The sequence below is a fragment of the Acinetobacter sp. CY81 genome, assembly GCF_059515925.1.
The window spans coordinates 87752-103633 of the sequence record NZ_JCAKNC010000006.1 but is presented as its reverse complement, the minus strand read 5'-3'; the positions used below and the strand labels follow the sequence as shown (position 1 = coordinate 103633).

The 15882-nt window shown below is 37.7% G+C and carries 17 protein-coding genes; 8 read left to right on the top strand and 9 right to left on the bottom strand.

Going from position 1 to position 15882, the window contains the following annotated elements:
• Nucleotides 1-60: 60 nt before the first annotated feature.
• Nucleotides 61-681, top strand: coding sequence for a DedA family protein (locus AC5YDM_RS09065; protein WP_496151852.1), 621 nt, complete (start codon nucleotides 61-63; stop codon nucleotides 679-681).
• Nucleotides 682-832: 151 nt separating this feature from the next.
• A complete protein-coding gene (locus AC5YDM_RS09060; protein ID WP_496151788.1) occupies nucleotides 833-1102 on the top strand; it encodes a DUF4282 domain-containing protein in 270 nt (89 codons plus the stop codon).
• Between the two features lie 79 nt (nucleotides 1103-1181).
• Here AC5YDM_RS09060 and AC5YDM_RS09055 read toward each other — a convergent pair whose 3' ends face one another.
• Complete coding sequence (locus AC5YDM_RS09055; RefSeq protein WP_496151787.1) at nucleotides 1182-1706, bottom strand: YecA/YgfB family protein; 525 nt, start codon at nucleotides 1704-1706, stop codon at nucleotides 1182-1184.
• Between the two features lie 71 nt (nucleotides 1707-1777).
• Entirely contained in the window at nucleotides 1778-1981 is a 204-nt protein-coding gene (locus AC5YDM_RS09050; protein WP_496125189.1) for a PA3496 family putative envelope integrity protein, read from the bottom strand.
• 322 nt (nucleotides 1982-2303) lie between these two features.
• On the opposite strand from AC5YDM_RS09050, the gene rpoD reads away from it, so the two are divergent.
• Entirely contained in the window at nucleotides 2304-4247 is a 1944-nt protein-coding gene (gene rpoD / locus AC5YDM_RS09045) for an RNA polymerase sigma factor RpoD (protein ID WP_496151786.1), read from the top strand.
• Between the two features lie 126 nt (nucleotides 4248-4373).
• Nucleotides 4374-4661: a YbeD family protein gene (locus tag AC5YDM_RS09040; protein WP_496151851.1), complete on the top strand. Its 288-nt coding sequence runs from the start codon at nucleotides 4374-4376 to the stop codon at nucleotides 4659-4661.
• Nucleotides 4662-4806: 145 nt separating this feature from the next.
• Here AC5YDM_RS09040 and AC5YDM_RS09035 read toward each other — a convergent pair whose 3' ends face one another.
• Nucleotides 4807-5250, bottom strand: coding sequence for an immunity protein CdiI family protein (locus tag AC5YDM_RS09035; RefSeq protein WP_496151785.1), 444 nt, complete (start codon nucleotides 5248-5250; stop codon nucleotides 4807-4809).
• 167 nt (nucleotides 5251-5417) lie between these two features.
• Between AC5YDM_RS09035 and lipB the strand changes: the two genes are divergently transcribed.
• The 4 genes from lipB to AC5YDM_RS09015 all read left to right on the top strand — a co-directional run bounded on the left by lipB (nucleotide 5418) and on the right by AC5YDM_RS09015 (nucleotide 9548).
• Nucleotides 5418-6092: a lipoyl(octanoyl) transferase LipB gene (lipB, locus tag AC5YDM_RS09030; protein ID WP_496151850.1), complete on the top strand. Its 675-nt coding sequence runs from the start codon at nucleotides 5418-5420 to the stop codon at nucleotides 6090-6092.
• A 76-nt stretch (nucleotides 6093-6168) separates the two neighbouring features.
• Nucleotides 6169-6702, top strand: coding sequence for a hypothetical protein (locus AC5YDM_RS09025; protein WP_496151784.1), 534 nt, complete (start codon nucleotides 6169-6171; stop codon nucleotides 6700-6702).
• A gap of 3 nt (nucleotides 6703-6705) precedes the next feature.
• Nucleotides 6706-7890 (top strand): iron-containing alcohol dehydrogenase, encoded by a 1185-nt coding sequence (locus AC5YDM_RS09020; RefSeq protein ID WP_496151783.1) that lies wholly within the window; start codon nucleotides 6706-6708, stop codon nucleotides 7888-7890.
• 266 nt (nucleotides 7891-8156) lie between these two features.
• Complete coding sequence (locus AC5YDM_RS09015) at nucleotides 8157-9548, top strand: APC family permease (protein WP_496151782.1); 1392 nt, start codon at nucleotides 8157-8159, stop codon at nucleotides 9546-9548.
• A gap of 55 nt (nucleotides 9549-9603) precedes the next feature.
• Here the strand turns inward: AC5YDM_RS09015 and AC5YDM_RS09010 are convergent, their stop codons facing one another.
• From AC5YDM_RS09010 to lolA, 6 genes are all read right to left on the bottom strand, one after another.
• Nucleotides 9604-10062 carry a hypothetical protein gene (locus AC5YDM_RS09010; RefSeq protein ID WP_496151781.1) on the bottom strand — a complete coding sequence of 153 codons (459 nt, stop codon included), beginning with the start codon at nucleotides 10060-10062 and terminating at the stop codon, nucleotides 9604-9606.
• 127 nt (nucleotides 10063-10189) lie between these two features.
• Entirely contained in the window at nucleotides 10190-10669 is a 480-nt protein-coding gene (locus tag AC5YDM_RS09005) for a tRNA (cytidine(34)-2'-O)-methyltransferase (RefSeq protein WP_496151780.1), read from the bottom strand.
• A 37-nt stretch (nucleotides 10670-10706) separates the two neighbouring features.
• Complete coding sequence (gene cysG, locus AC5YDM_RS09000) at nucleotides 10707-12083, bottom strand: siroheme synthase CysG (RefSeq protein ID WP_496151779.1); 1377 nt, start codon at nucleotides 12081-12083, stop codon at nucleotides 10707-10709.
• A gap of 135 nt (nucleotides 12084-12218) precedes the next feature.
• On the bottom strand, nucleotides 12219-13490 hold the full coding sequence (gene serS / locus AC5YDM_RS08995) for a serine--tRNA ligase (protein WP_496151778.1): 1272 nt from the start codon (nucleotides 13488-13490) through the stop codon (nucleotides 12219-12221).
• 148 nt (nucleotides 13491-13638) lie between these two features.
• Nucleotides 13639-14406, bottom strand: a complete 768-nt coding sequence (locus AC5YDM_RS08990) for an RsiV family protein (protein ID WP_496151849.1) — start codon at nucleotides 14404-14406, stop codon at nucleotides 13639-13641.
• Between the two features lie 515 nt (nucleotides 14407-14921).
• Nucleotides 14922-15617 (bottom strand): outer membrane lipoprotein periplasmic chaperone LolA, encoded by a 696-nt coding sequence (gene lolA / locus AC5YDM_RS08985; RefSeq protein ID WP_496151777.1) that lies wholly within the window; start codon nucleotides 15615-15617, stop codon nucleotides 14922-14924.
• Between the last annotated feature and the right edge of the window lie 265 nt (nucleotides 15618-15882).

Genomic DNA, 15882 nt, shown 5'->3' with positions numbered 1-15882 from the left:
ACCGCTACCCTTGTAGCGGTTTTTTTATAGTAAACTTTCTATAACTTCACTTCATTGCCAATCAAAATGACTGCATGGATTATTTCCATTATGGAACAACTGGGCTATTTCGGTATTGCCCTACTAATGTTCCTCGATAATGTGTTCCCACCAATTCCATCTGAAATCATTATGCCTTCGGCTGGATTTACCGCATCTAAAGGTGAGCTAATACTTACAGGTGTCATTATTGCAGGCAGCACAGGTTCTTTACTTGCCGCCGCAGTATTGTATTGGATCGGACGAAAAATTCCACGTGAGCAAATTTTTAAATTTGTCGATCGATTTGGAAAGTTCCTTTTTATTAAACCCAAAGATGTTGAGAAGTCACTCGACTGGTTTGAGAAGCACGGACATAGAATTGTTTTTTTTGGCAGAATGATTCCCGCAGTTCGCTCACTAATTAGCATTCCTGCTGGTATGAGTCACATGCCCTTCTGGAAATTTATGGCTTACAGTGGCTTAGGAACGATTATTTGGACCACCTTTTTAGCTTCTGTCGGGTACTATTTTGGTAATAATACCGAAATGATGCACAAAATTTTCAGTCAAGTCGGTTATGTGATTATTGCAATCGTTGTGGTGATTATTGCTTGGGCTTTATTTAGAAGACAGCAACGTAAAAAAAAACATGAACATTAATCCCTAAAACCAATGATTAAGTCCTTATACACAAATAATCTATGAATTATTTTTCATCGATTTATCACTATTGTTCATTTATGATACAAAAATGAATTTTTACTTTATATAAAAAATTCATTTTATACTTAAATTAATAATGGAATTATAAATGAATAACTTACTAACATTAGACAACATGCTTACTCCAAAAATCGTTACTGTAATTTATTGGATTGGAATTATTAGTGTTATTATTATGGCACTCACAACACTGTTTGGTTTCGGGTACGGTTCTTACGCAGGTTTTGGAAAGCGAATCATTACAGCAGTTTTAATTTTAGTGTTTGGCGGTATATTCGTTCGTGTTTATTCAGAACTACTCATCGTTATTTTTAAAATTCATGAAAATTTAAAAAAGATCGCGGACCGACAGTCTTAATCAACGCTATAATAAAAAAAGCACCTTAAAAGGTGCTTTTTAAAACTTAATTTTCGTAAAACAATGAATCTTGAAAAACTTAGTTTGGCGTGTGGTACATCAAATAAATTTCGTTTAGATTTTCAGGAATTTCTTCCGCAAGCTCATCCATCAATTGCCCATTGCGACGGAATGATTCCATTTGTGGATCTTCTTCATCCACACCACTAAACACCATAATTGGTAGTGTTAAATCAACCAACTGCTCTTCAAACTCAGGTGTAAACCAAGCATCTTCGTTTAAGAACATCGCATCAACAAAACCTACACTCCAGTCACCTAGACTTGATTCAACATCAGCTTCTTCAATTTCAAAAGGAAATTCAATCCCTTCTTCATTAGCAAGTTTTTGACGAAGATCTTCAAGCCAAAGTTTGATTTGAGCAATGATTTCAGCAGGAACTTTCTTTTGATTGTTGTCAAAAAGTTCATCTAACCAACGATCAAATTGAGGGCCTACAGCTGTAGCACATAAAAAACCATGTGTCGCCGCGAAATCCAGACCATGCTCGTTATTATCGCCATCAAGGAATTCACTTAACTGGTCTAAATCTAATGCACTCATTTTGTTTCCAACACTTCTCAATTAATGGTTTAGGATATCATTTTCGAAAGCTAAGCCCAACGATAAAATCATTATTCATCGTCAAAATCATCATCGTCGTCGTCAAAATCATATTCTTCTTTCAACTCACGATCCAAACGTCGCTGAGCCAAGAGGTCATCGATCAAACGTCTTTTTTCTAACGATTCTTTCGCGCTAATTTTACTCGATGTGTCATCAAAACTGACTTCATCATCACTAAAGCTATCATCTAATTCAAAATCTGTAGAAGACACTAAAACTACCTCATGAAAAAAAATGGATGGGGCTAGGCGCTATTTATCTTTGTTCTGAAATATTGTCAAGTTTTATTTTATTTTTTGGCAATAATCAACAAAATTTTGCTTTTTTTCTCTTACAGATTTATGCGATTATAATCCACATAACAAAACTGAATGAATGCACATTTAAGCTTGGAAATATTTCATTTTTAAGAAAATACCCTCGGTGTACTTGAAAACGATAAATTTGCCTCCATTATTGGAAATAAGACTTAAATTTTTGGTTGCTTTTAAACCAATTTAGCCCCTTGATTCAGATATTAATGCGACGATAATTGTGCTATCATGCACGGTTTTTCCCTGCCACAGATTCAACGAGAAGAGAGCAAAGATGAGCGATAAGCATTCCCCTACTTCACAAGTAGCGGCTCTGATTAGCCGAGGCAAAGAACAAGGTTACTTAACCTACGCTGAGGTTAACGATCATCTTCCAGACTCAATCACTGAAAGTGAACAGATTGAAGATATCATTCAGATGCTTCAAGACGTTGGTATTCCGGTACATGAACGTGCACCTGAAGCTGACGATACAATGTTCGACGGTAACAATACCGAAACAACCGATGAAGTTGCTGAAGAAGAAGCTGCTGCCGTTCTTGCATCTGTAGAAAACGAACCAGGTCGTACCACTGACCCTGTTCGTATGTATATGCGCGAAATGGGTACAGTTGAACTTTTGACCCGTGAAGGTGAAATTGTAATTGCAAAACGAATCGAAGAAGGGATTCGTGATGTCCTTAATTCAATTGCATACTGGCCAAACGCAGTCGAAGTTGTATTACAAGAATATAAAGATTATGAAACGGGTGAACGCCGCTTAGCAGATATCTTATCTGGCTATTTAGACCCTGAATCTGATGAAGAAATTCCTGAAGTTCTTGAAGAAGAAACTGAAGAAGTAGACGAAGAAGAATCAACAGCTAAACCTACGAAAGAAGTTAAGCTGGATGACGAAGATGAAGATGAAGAGTCAGAAAGTGATGATGATTCTGAAGGTGAATCTGGTCCAGATCCTGAAATTGCAAAAGCACGTTTTACTGAATTGGAAAATGCGTGGACTGTTGCTAAAGCTGCGATCAGCAAATCAGGTCGTAATAGCCCTGAAGCAATTCAAGCTGTTGAAGCACTTGCAACTGTATTCATGATGTTCAAGTTCACACCTCGTCTATTCGATATCATTTCTGAAATGATTCGCGGCACACATGAACAAATTCGTACAGCAGAACGTGAAGTGATGCGTTATGCAGTTCGTCGTGGTCGTATGGATCGTAACCAATTCCGTACATCTTTCCCAGGTCAAGAATCAAATCCTGCTTGGTTAGAAGAACAGATTTCTAAAGCGCCTGCAGATTTAAAACCATATCTAGAAAAAGTTCGTCCTGATGTATTGGCTTTCCAACAAAAGATTGCTGACATTGAAAAAGAACTGGATCTAAGCGTTAAAGAAATTAAAGAAATTTCGAAACGTATGGTGACTGGTGAAGCAAAAGCTCGCCGCGCGAAGAAGGAAATGGTTGAAGCAAACTTACGTTTGGTAATTTCGATTGCGAAAAAATACACCAACCGTGGTCTGCAATTCCTCGACTTGATTCAAGAAGGTAACATCGGCTTGATGAAAGCTGTTGATAAATTCGAATACCGTCGTGGTTATAAATTCTCGACTTATGCAACTTGGTGGATCCGTCAGGCGATTACGCGTTCAATCGCGGATCAGGCCCGTACGATTCGTATTCCAGTGCATATGATTGAGACAATTAACAAGATCAACCGTGTTTCACGTCAACTTCTTCAAGAAATGGGGCGTGAGCCTACACCTGAGGAATTAGGTGAACGTCTAGAAATGGACGAAGTGAAAGTACGTAAAGTCTTGAAGATTGCTAAAGAACCAATTTCAATGGAAACGCCAATTGGTGATGATGAAGATTCGCATCTTGGTGACTTCATCGAAGATGGTAACATCACTTCTCCAATTGATGCTGCAACTTCAGAAGGTTTGAAAGAAGCAACACGTGAAGTTTTAGAAAACTTAACTGAACGTGAAGCGAAAGTCTTGAAAATGCGTTTTGGTATTGATATGCCAACCGATCATACTTTGGAAGAAGTCGGCAAACAATTTGATGTAACACGTGAGCGTATTCGTCAGATTGAAGCAAAAGCCTTGCGTAAATTACGTCATCCATCTCGTTCAGAACACTTACGTTCTTTCCTTGAGAATGACTGATCTATCGATAGGATAATACAGGCTTGAATATCGAGGAATCTCCTCCATAATATAAGCATGTAGCAAATAAAAACAAAATACCTGCATATGCAGGTATTTTTAATGATGAGGTGTCCTATGACTGACATGACTAATCGCACACCATCACGCGATTTACAAGAACATCTTTGGGTGTTCCCGATGGATTATCCAATTAAACTGATTGGTCTTGCTGGTGTAGAACTCCATCAAGCAGTGAATGAGATTTTCGTAAAACATTTCCCTGAATTTGATGGTCAAACAATGACAGTTACCCCGTCTCGTACAGGTAAATATCATTCTGTTACTGCACAACTTCGCTTTGAAGAGCTTGAGCAAGTTCACGCTGTTTATGCAGATTTAGCAGCTTGTCCATTAATTAAAACAGCGCTTTAATCAAATTAAAAAACACGCTTAAGAGCGTGTTTTTTATTGCTATATATTTAGTTGAATCGCTTTAATCAACTAACTAGTTCTATATTTCAGTTTTACTTTAAAATGTTGAACTTCGCATAACGCCCATTAGGTTAAATACATGGTTTTAATGTTGATAAAAAACTTCGTAATCATCACCTAATTCAATCTGTAGTGCTTTTTGTATTTCATACCCTATTTCTATAAATTTTTGTTCATCTCTTACTGTCTCAAATTTTGAATCAGGAGGGTAATCATCTACATAGATGGATTGATATTGCTTATCCCAATCTTCGATCTTTTGTTTTAACTCAGTGGATATTTTTAATTCATGATGATTTATGGGAATAATAAGATTATCTTCTTCCATCCAAATGGGATAACACATAAATTCTGGTGATAACTTAACGTATTTTTTCATCTTCTCATTAGAAATTCTAAAATTAACATAATACAGCTTATGCGAAATCATCTTAATTAAACTATATATTTCAATATCATATTCTATTAATGCAAGCCCATTCGACACCGAGTAAGATTTTTTTCTAGATTTTTCATGTTCCACATTCACTAATTGATCAATGCGCCACAATATTATTAAACTTTATTAAATATTAAAGTAGATAAATATCAATAATTAAATACAGCCATTATGCTGAGGACAATTAACTTTAAAAATTAAATCGCTTACCCGCTCTCGTCACAGATTGATTATAATTAAACCCTACTTTCCTCGTGATACAGGCTCAAAACGCTGTGGATGCTGTGACCAAACCCAATTTAATCATTCGTCAGTATACTCAATACACACCTTATGAAGATCGCTTTTTAGAAATGAAAAGACTGACGGAACAGCGCGATGAGCATACCCCTGATGAACTTTGGATTCTGCAACATTATTCAGTTTTAACCCAAGGTCAAGCAGGTAAACCTGAACATATTCTTATCCCATCTAACATCCCTGTGGTGCAATCTGATCGTGGAGGTCAAGTGACATGGCACGGTGAAGGTCAAATGGTGGTTTACTTCATGTTTGATTTAAATCGATTAGGTTGGAATGTACGAACTCTCGTGTCTTATGCAGAATCGATAATGATTGATCTACTTAAAAAATATGGCATTGAAGCCTATGCCAAACCAGATGCACCAGGTGTCTATGTAGATGAGCGTAAAATAGGATCTTTAGGATTTAAAATTCGTAAAGGTCGCAGTTACCACGGTCTATCTCTTAATATTGATTGTGAATTAGATGGTTTTCAAAGCATCAACCCTTGTGGTTATGCAGGTTTAGAAATGGTTCGAATCTCAGATTTGATGACTGATTATCCAAATTTCGAACAACTTGCTCAAGATGTGATCCAACTGTTAACTGAAAGCAATTTCTTTAAAGATATACGTACTATTCAACAATAATCACTTTACTTTTTATCCCAAATTAAATTAGAGTATTTACTCTAAAATATAAAACTAAGTAAAAAGGGATAAGCGAGTGATTTCCATTAAATCCGTTAAGCCCGCTCTTGAACAAGCCTATGTCAAACTCATGCTCGACGTGATTGGCAGAGGTTTGGCGATGGCGAGCCAAGTTGATGATGAAATTAGACAGGATGTATCTAAATTTCCCATAGGCTTTACCCTGTCCATGGCTGTGTTTAACAATGATGCTGCATTTATTGCACGTGTGAACGAAAACCATCATTTAGAATTAATCGATCATCTTGACCATAAAGCTGATTTAATTATTACCTTTAAACATATTCATCATGCTTTTTTAGTATTCTCTTTTCAAGAAAGTACAGCTCAGGCTTTTGCCAATGACCGCATGATTGCGGATGGTGATTTGGGTCATGCTATTCGCTTAGTCCGTTGCCTCAATAAAATGGAAGCACTGATTTTACCTAAATTGGTCGCTGAACTTGCGGTTAAAGAATATCCTCAACAACTCACATTAAAAGAAAAACTATCGGGTGCAGCAAATATTTACCTCAAAGTTGCTCAATCATATATCAAAGGGAGTGCTTAAAGCATGGCTAAACCATATTACGAATTTTTCTGTCCTGTAAAAGTCATTGCTGGTAATGCTGCACTTGAACATATGCCATTTGAACTTGCCTCAATGGGCGCATCACGACCCATGATCATCACCGATAAAGGTGTACGTGCAAACGGCTTGCTTGAACCTGTAGAAGCAGCCTTTGATACAACTGAAGTAAAAATTGGTTTTATTTTTGATGATGTACCACCAGATTCAAGTTTAGAGACGGTTAAAAGCGTAGCTGATGCTTATCGCACCAATGCATGTGATGCCATCATTGCGATTGGCGGTGGTTCAGTGATTGATACTGCAAAGGCTGCCAATATCTTAGTAACCGAAGGTGGCGATGATCTACTGAAATATTCTGGGGCACACAACCTACCAAAACCATTAAAGCCTTTCTTCGTTGTTCCAACAACATCTGGAACAGGCTCTGAAGTAACAATGGTTGCTGTGATTTCAGACAACTCAACTCATCAAAAAATTGCTTTTGCTTCAAAACATTTGATGCCAAGTGCTGCGATTCTAGATCCGCGTATGACACAAACATTGCCACCACATTTAACCGCTATGACGGCTATGGATGCAATGACGCATGCAATCGAAGCTTATACTTGTTTAGCAGCTAATCCGATTAGTGATGCATATGCAACTGCAGCGATTAAGAAAGTCAGTGAAAACCTATTTAAAGTTTTAGAAAACCCTAAAGATGCAGAGGGTCGTTTAGAATTAGCCCAAGCATCAACTATGGCTGGTATTGCATTTTCAAATGCCATGGTTGGTATTGTTCATTCATTAGGTCACGCATTGGGTGCAGTTTCACACTTGCCTCATGGTTTATGCATGAATTTATTTCTGCCGTATGTCCTTGAGTACAATAAAGATGTAAATGGTCATAAAATTGCTGAGTTATTACTCCCGCTTGCAGGTGCTGATATTTACTCACAGACCCCTGCTCATCAACGTGCAGATAAAGCCATTTCAATGATTAAGGATATGCGTGATCATATCCATTCTCTCACCAAACTGCCTCGCACATTGCAAGAAACAGCGAAAGTGTCTCAAGCACAGTTTGATGAAATTGCCGAAAAAGCTTTAAATGACGGATCAATCATTTACAACCCGAAAGAAGCATCACTTGCGGACTTAAAATCAATCTTAGAAAAAGCTTGGTAATTTAAAAAAAATACGCCAATATACGAAACAAATCAGCCTGATGTTTTTTTAAACATCGGGCTTTTATGTTGCAGAATAATAAGTCATCCACTTTTATGCCAAAGTGGCATATTTTCTGCTAAAAATAGTTTCGAAGTTACTGACAAATCGCATAAATTGCTTTAAATTGGCGCGCTTTGTTTCATCAATTAGGGGGGATCGTTCGTCTCAAACGATCCTAGATAGATTTGACTGATCCTTGATCAACGATTAAGAGGATAACGCCGTTGACAAATACCACTGGGACTCAACCGGCAGCTAAACTGCAAAAAACGCTAGGTCTCTGGCACATCATTATTATCGGTTTAGCTTATATTCAGCCAATGACCTTATTTGATACTTTTGGCTTAGTATCTGAAGAAAGTCATTTTCACGTACCTACATCTTATATTTTTGCACTCGTTGCAATCTTACTGACATCACTCAGTTATGGTCACATGATTCGCCGATACCCTTCATCAGGTTCTGCGTATACTTATGCCCAAAAATCAATTCACCCGAATGTTGGCTTTATGGTCGGCTGGTCATCTTGGTTAGACTATTTACTGTCTCCAATGGTCAATATCATTCTGGCTGTGATTTACCTCGAAGCATTATTTCCAGATGTCAATCACTGGGTATGGGTCGTTGTACTTACAACGTTCATGACCTTAATTAACCTTCGTGGTGCTAAGTTTGTTGCAAACTTTAACAGCTTAATCGTATTCGTACAGTTAGGTGTGATTGCCTACTTCACGTGGATGGTCTATAGCTTACTTGCTGGTGGTATCAATGCTGATGGTACTTTAGTCAATGCTAAATATCAGTTATGGAGCTTAGAGCCATTCTGGAATGAATTGACTACAGTTGGTGCACTGATTACAGGTGCAACCCTACTATGTTTCTCTTTCACTGGTTTTGACTCACTTAGCTCACTTGCAGAAGAAACCAAAGATACTGAAAAAACACTTCCTAAAGCAATTTTCTTGACTGCTTTAATTGCAGGTGTGATCTTCATTATCAGCACGTACTTCATGCAAATCTACTTCCCGAATGATCCTAAAACCTATTTCGAAGATGTAGCTGCAACCCAGCCTGATATTTTAATGGCTGTTGGTGGCGTGGCATTTAAAACTGTGGTTCTTTACTTTGCAATCGTCACTGTTATGGCATCAGGTATTTCTGCACATGCAGGTGTATCTCGTTTAATGTATGTTATGGGTCGTGATGGCGTGATCAACAAGAAGATCTTTGGTCATATTAGTCCACGTAACAATACACCTTCTTACAATATTTTAATTGTTGGTGTTGTTGCCTTAACTGCAGGGTTTATGGATCTTGATACTGTGATCTATATGATCAGTTTCGGTGCATTAACGGCATTTACTTTCGTAAATTTGTCAGTGATTTCACGCTATGCCTTACGTGATGGTCGCACCAAGAATGCCAAAGACATCCTAAACTATGTTGTTGTTCCTTTACTGGGCTTTATTGCAGTCTTTGCTTTATGGCTTGAAATTGAAGAACAATCATTGAAATATGGTTTATGGTGGGCAATGATTGGTATCTTATACTTGGGTTATAAGACTAAAGGTTTCCGTCAACCTGCTCCACAACATGATGAGTTTAGCGATAAGTAATGATCAGTTAAACTATAATAAGAAAGGCGCTTAATGCGCCTTTTTTTGATTTTGATTATTTCACCCTGCAATCAAAGCCTAGTTTGGTTGGAATAATATTGTTTTTAATGCCAATCGCTTTGATAAATGCAGCACGATTTTGAACACTTTTCTGGTCACTTGGTGTGAGTCGATTAAGATTATTTTGAGCTGAAATATATGTTTCATCAATCACACCTTGGAAAATATTGCACACCTCAAGCTGCTTTGATGTTTTTAAAACGAGTTTTCCACGCTTACGTTCAAAATCACTTCTGACTAAATTTGATCCCCAAAGATCAATACGACTATTCATCTTATTTCTCATATTGGTCAATTCTGCTTGTATTTCAGCTTTGGTCAATAAAGTAGGTTGAACTTCTTCAACAATGACTTCTGAAGCAGATTGTTCAGCATGAACCACTTGAGACAATACGACTGCAATAAGCGATGTCACAAAAAAGTTTTTATTTTGGATTAAATGAGTGATTTGCAATGAATGACACTCCTTATATTTTTAATGTTTAATTTAAAATTTAAGCGAATTGGTTCATCCTAACCTTGCACGTTTATCTAAGCAATAAAAAAACCACTCAAAAGTGGTTTTTAAAGTTTAACTAACTTTAGATCAATGGTTTGAAATCTTGTTGACGCCATGCTTCATAAAGAATAACAGCTGTTGCATTAGATAAATTTAAACTACGTGAATTTTCTGCCATAGGCAAACGAATCCAATGCTTTTGTGGAAACAACATGCGAATATATTCAGGTAAGCCACGCGTCTCTGGACCCATTAACAATGCAACGGAACGATTTAAATCCGAAGTATGCGGTGTTTCAGTCCCTTTGGTCGTAAGCGGGTAAATGGCATCAATATCCACGCCCTTAGACTTTAAATCAACCAAACAATCTTCAAAGTTCTCCCAAATTTGCATGCGTGCATATTCATGATAATCCAAGCCTGCGCGCTTTAATTTCTTATCATCCAATTCAAAACCTAAAGGTTTAACCAGATGTAACTGTGCTCCAGTATTCGCACATAAACGAATGATATTCCCTGTATTTGCAGGAATTTCGGGCTCGTATAAAACAACATGGATCACAGGATTTCTCTACTCTTTAAAAGTGACAGGATAATACTCAACCTTGCCACTGCAATTGTTCACGCAAGCTTACTACATCACCAATGATGGTTAATGTCGGAGCTTGAATTTCGTATTGTGTCACTTTAGATGCAATATCTGCCAAAGTTCCTACAACCACTTTTTGATCTGGCGTTGTTCCTTTCGAAATCAAAGCCACTGGCATATCTGGACGTTGACCATGCGCAATCAATTTTTCACAGATTTTTTCTAAACCCACCAAGCCCATGTATAAAACTAAGGTTTGATTTTGATAGACCAATTCACTCCAAGGTAGCTCAGGAGAACCCTCTTTCAAATGACCTGTCAGGAAACGAACACTTTGAGCATAATCACGGTGTGTTAAGGGTATACCTGCATAAGCCGAACAACCAGAAGCAGCGGTAATACCCGGAACGACCTGAAATGTAACACCCGCCTCATAAAGCTCTTGAATCTCTTCCCCACCACGACCAAAGATAAATGGATCACCACCTTTCAGACGACAAACTCGCTTACCTTCTTTCGCATACTTGACCAATAAAGCATTAATACCTTCTTGAGGTACAGCATGATTTGATCGCGCCTTACCCACATAGACTTTTTCCGCATCACGGCGACACAAATCCATAATTGGCTGCGACACCAAACGATCGTAAATCACGACATCTGCTTGTTGCATCAGACGCAAAGCTTTTAAGGTTAATAACTCAGGATCACCAGGTCCGGCACCTACAAGATAAACTTCGCCTTGAGGCTTTTTCCACTCAAGCAAAGCTTGTTCAATCAATCGATCTGCTTCACTAATATTGTCATTAAACACTTGTTCTTTCAGGGGACTGGCATATAAGTCCTCCCAAAAAATACGGCGCTCATCTGGGTTAATAATTTTCGCTTTAACCGCGCTGCGCCATTTCCCTGAAAATTCAGCCAACTTCCCCATGCCATGCGGAATAGCTGCTTCAAGTTGCGTACGAATTTGACGTGAAAGAACAGGAGATTGTCCATTTGTCGCAATAGATACCACTAAAGGTGAGCGATCAATCAGAGCAGGAACCATAAAGCGACAATGAGGTGGGTCATCGACACTATTCACTAAAACGTTTTCAGATTCACACACTTCAAATACAGCTTTATTTACAACAGCATCATCTGTGGCAGCGATCACTAAGCGAAAAGCACGGATATTCATTTCACTATCAAAATTGCTCTGTACATACTCCCCTTGAGATTGCTCAACAATATCAAACAACTCAGGCAAAATATTCGGTGAAATAACGGTAATCACCGCCCCTGCTTTTTCAAGCAACACTGCTTTGCGATAAGCAATATGTCCACCACCAACAATCAGACAAGGTTGCTTTTGCAACTTTAAAGAGATTGGAAAAATATCCACACATGACCTCAGTATTTTTGATGCTGACTGTTTAAAGCAATTTCTATGCACGTTTCAGGCATAATTAAAATTTATTGGCTAAGCTTAAACGAATTTAAGCTTAGCCAGTTTTCTTCAAATTGTTAACTTTGATAATTAGTCGATGAACTCTGCGCCGCCCATATAAGGACGAAGAACTGCAGGAATTTCAATTGAACCATCTTCACGCTGGTAATTTTCCATCACCGCAAGCAAAGTACGACCCACAGCCAGACCAGAGCCGTTTAAAGTATGCAAGAATTCAGTTTTCTTTTGATCAGTACGGTAACGAGCCTTCATTCGACGTGCTTGGAAGTCACCCATGCATGAACATGACGAAATCTCACGATAAGTATTTTGGCTTGGAACCCAAACTTCTAAGTCATACGTTTTAATCGCACCAAAGCCCATGTCACCGCCACATAAAATCACTTTACGGTAAGGCAAACCGAGTGCTTGCAAAATGCCTTCTGCATGACCCGTCAACTCCTCCAAAGCATCCATAGACGTTTCTGGTTTAACAATCTGAACCATTTCAACTTTATCAAATTGATGCTGACGAATTAAACCACGTGTATCACGACCATATGAACCCGCTTCACTACGGAAACATGGCGTATGTGCGGCATATTTCAACGGTAAACGTTCAGGATCAACAATTTCATCACGTACAAAATTGGTAACAGGAACTTCAGCAGTCGGAATCAGGTAATATTCTTTCTCACCTTGAAGTTTAAACAAATCTTCTTCAAATTTTGGTAATTGACCTGTACCACGTAATGAATCAGCATTGACCAAATAAGGCACATAAGCTTCTGTATACCCATTCTTAAGGGTATGCGTATCTAACATGAACTGCGTCAATGCACGTTGTAAACGCGCCAATGGACCTTTGAGTACGCTAAAACGCGAGCCTGTTAATTTGGTTGCAGTTTCAAACTCTAAACCACCCATCCATTCACCCAGATCAGTATGATCTTTCACTTCAAAAGTGAATTGGCGTGGTGTACCCCATTTTAAGATTTCAACGTTATCATTTTCATCTTTACCTTCAGGTACAGATTCGTGCGGTAAGTTAGGAATACTTAGAGATTTATTTTCAATCTCAGCCTGCAAGTCAGCTAATGCTTGTTCAGCGGCTTTGATTTCGTCACCAATCGCACCCATACGTGCCATAATTTCTGACGCATCCCCACCAGATTTTTTAATCTGACCGACTTGTTTTGCACCGGCATTACGTTCTGCTTGCAAAGCTTCAGTTTTCGACTGAATTTCTTTACGTTGAGCTTCTAATGATGCCCACTCTTCAACATTTAATTGTACGCCACGTTTTGCTAAAGCTGCATTTACAGCCTCTATATTATTTCTGAGTAATTTCGGGTCAATCATGGTCAATCTTTTGTAAAGAAAAAAACTGGCTATAGTGTAAGCGCTTCGGCCTTAAAAATATAGTAAATGAGCTTTCAGCTGCACCTTATTACATCAAATGTGTCATAAAAAATTGAAAATATTCAGCCTAAAAAAATCAGTTAAAATATTACTGGGTTTTATAATTCGGCAAATTCGGTAAATATTCTGCTTTAATCAATTTTTGCGAAGACTGATAAGGTAAAGTCAACTCAGACATTCCTTCAGCATACGATGCCAACTCATAAAGTGGATAAACAAATACAATCCCATTGGCACCGTAATAAAAATTATCACTTACTTTTAAACGATCTTTATCAATGGTATGTTCCATCAACCAATTGGTATTGGTGTCATAAAGCATATCTCGCAATTGAATTTCCTTACCAGCAATCATCAAATCGTCTAGAGCTATTCGTTTCTTCTGCTTTAGGTCAAAATTAACAAATTCTTTATGATACATCCCATGTGCAGCTCCTGCACTATAGCTATACGTCAACATTTCAAAGGTTGCTAAATGCTGATTTTGTCCTACAAAACGAACAATCACGCTACTTTCACTGACTTGTTTTTCATCTATCGCTTCTACTGATGATGTTTTGTCAGTTTGAAATGCAACTGGATCTGTTCTTTGAATCCGACGATTAAAATATTCATTAATCCAAGATTGATTGGTTTCAACCGTTTGAAATTCGTAACGAGTACAGCCACTCTCATCACAACTACGAGCTTGAGGCGTTTTGAGTTGTACGGTTTTAGAAGTGATCAATTCTACTGTACTTGCTGACTTTGAATCACCTGAGAGATTTTGTTCTTGATCTGTTTTAGGCTGACAAGCAGTGATAAAAACCAAGATTGAAATACTCAGCAGGCTGATGATTTTTTTCTTATTCAGCATCAAATCGTTGTTGATTTTAAGGTTGCTGGAAATTGATACCAGATAACTGTTTAAAATTTTATTTTTATTCACTTGATTGGATTTCTGATTTGGGTTTCTTATTCTCATCCTTGTCTTCCTACACGCCTATGCATTAAATCGCTTGATTCATTAACTACTATACAAAGTCCGTGAATGATTGAGCTAAGTTCTTTTGTAATCCCTTTTATTATCAGCATCTCATTGACTTAACTTTACTTGAATCAAATCAACCATAAATACTGCAAGAAGTCTCTGATCCAATTCATATCCGCTGCGCAAATAGTATGGATTTTTTAAACTATGATGTTGAGATAAAAATAAATACTAGATCAGTAAGACCATTATCAAAATCGTCAATCTAAATCTAAGCTCCAAAATCTGTTGACATAATGCTAAAACATTTCATGTATATGACACCTAATACTAAGCTTTAAAACAAAAAAAGCAGTCTAATGACTGCTTTTTTCAATTGTTAGCATCTCGGTTAGATCACATTACTGATCAATAATATCTGTGCCCTTTGGTGGCGTGAAATTAAAAGTTGAATCTGCAATGGTTGGATTAACTTTTACATTATTAAACTTCACATGAGTCGTCTGACCCAACGAGTCTTCCAAAATCATTAAGCTTGGCGCTTTATTTGCACCAAAACTAATCGTTAAACTCTGGAATGCACCATCACCTTTTTTCGGAAATAGGGTGTAATAGGTTTTTGCTTTATTCGGCTGTGTGACACGATAAGACTGCATAATTTGACTCGTGTTGCCTGAAAGTAATAATGCAGGTGTATTGGCAACTTGTTCATCTAAGTTTTGACGAATCGCTTGTTGTAAATCTGGATCATAGATCCAAATCATTTTACCTGTAGTCACAATAGTTTGTTTCGCAGGCGTGGTTGTTTCCCAGTAGAATTTACCTGGACGTGCAACTTTCATTACCCCTTTAAAAGTCTGGTTCATATGCTGCGCACTTAAACCTTTTTTCTGTGGAGCTTTGCTACTTGTGGTTGCTTTTGTGGTTTGCTCAAAATTTGCAGTCAAGCTTTTAACGCCATTTAACTGTTTCACCAAGTTAGCAGTCGCTTGTTGCTCCGTTGCAGCAGTCGCTGCTAAAACATTTGTGCTGACTACAGGTGCAAGCATGATCGCACTGATTGCTGCTGCACTCATGGATTTACGAAGCATATTCATGATTTCACCTTTTTATAAATTTGCGTCATCGCATTTGGTTTGTTCAGCCATCTTAAACCATTTTTTTAAAGTAATAATTGAGAAAATAAGAAGATTTGTAGGCTTATTTACGTGTTTTGTAGAAAAAAATTCATCATGATGAAGATAAATGACCTTTTATTATTAATACTTTAACAACTTGGAATTCTTAGCAGTATTCGGTATTCATATTGATTTAAAATCTAAGAATATAAAAAAAGCCCACATGACTGTGGGCTTTTCTATT

Bases quoted from the DNA above. Each gene is read 5' to 3' on its own strand.
- AC5YDM_RS09040 (WP_496151851.1), top strand. From the start codon at position 4,374: ATGACTAATCGCACACCATCACGCGATTTACAAGAACATCTTTGGGTG.
- AC5YDM_RS08990 (WP_496151849.1), bottom strand. From the start codon at position 14,406: ATGCTGAATAAGAAAAAAATCATCAGCCTGCTGAGTATTTCAATCTTG.
- serS (WP_496151778.1), bottom strand. From the start codon at position 13,490: ATGATTGACCCGAAATTACTCAGAAATAATATAGAGGCTGTAAATGCA.
- lolA (WP_496151777.1), bottom strand. From the start codon at position 15,617: ATGAATATGCTTCGTAAATCCATGAGTGCAGCAGCAATCAGTGCGATC.
- AC5YDM_RS09055 (WP_496151787.1), bottom strand. From the start codon at position 1,706: ATGAGTGCATTAGATTTAGACCAGTTAAGTGAATTCCTTGATGGCGAT.
- AC5YDM_RS09020 (WP_496151783.1), top strand. From the start codon at position 6,706: ATGGCTAAACCATATTACGAATTTTTCTGTCCTGTAAAAGTCATTGCT.
- AC5YDM_RS09060 (WP_496151788.1), top strand. From the start codon at position 833: ATGAATAACTTACTAACATTAGACAACATGCTTACTCCAAAAATCGTT.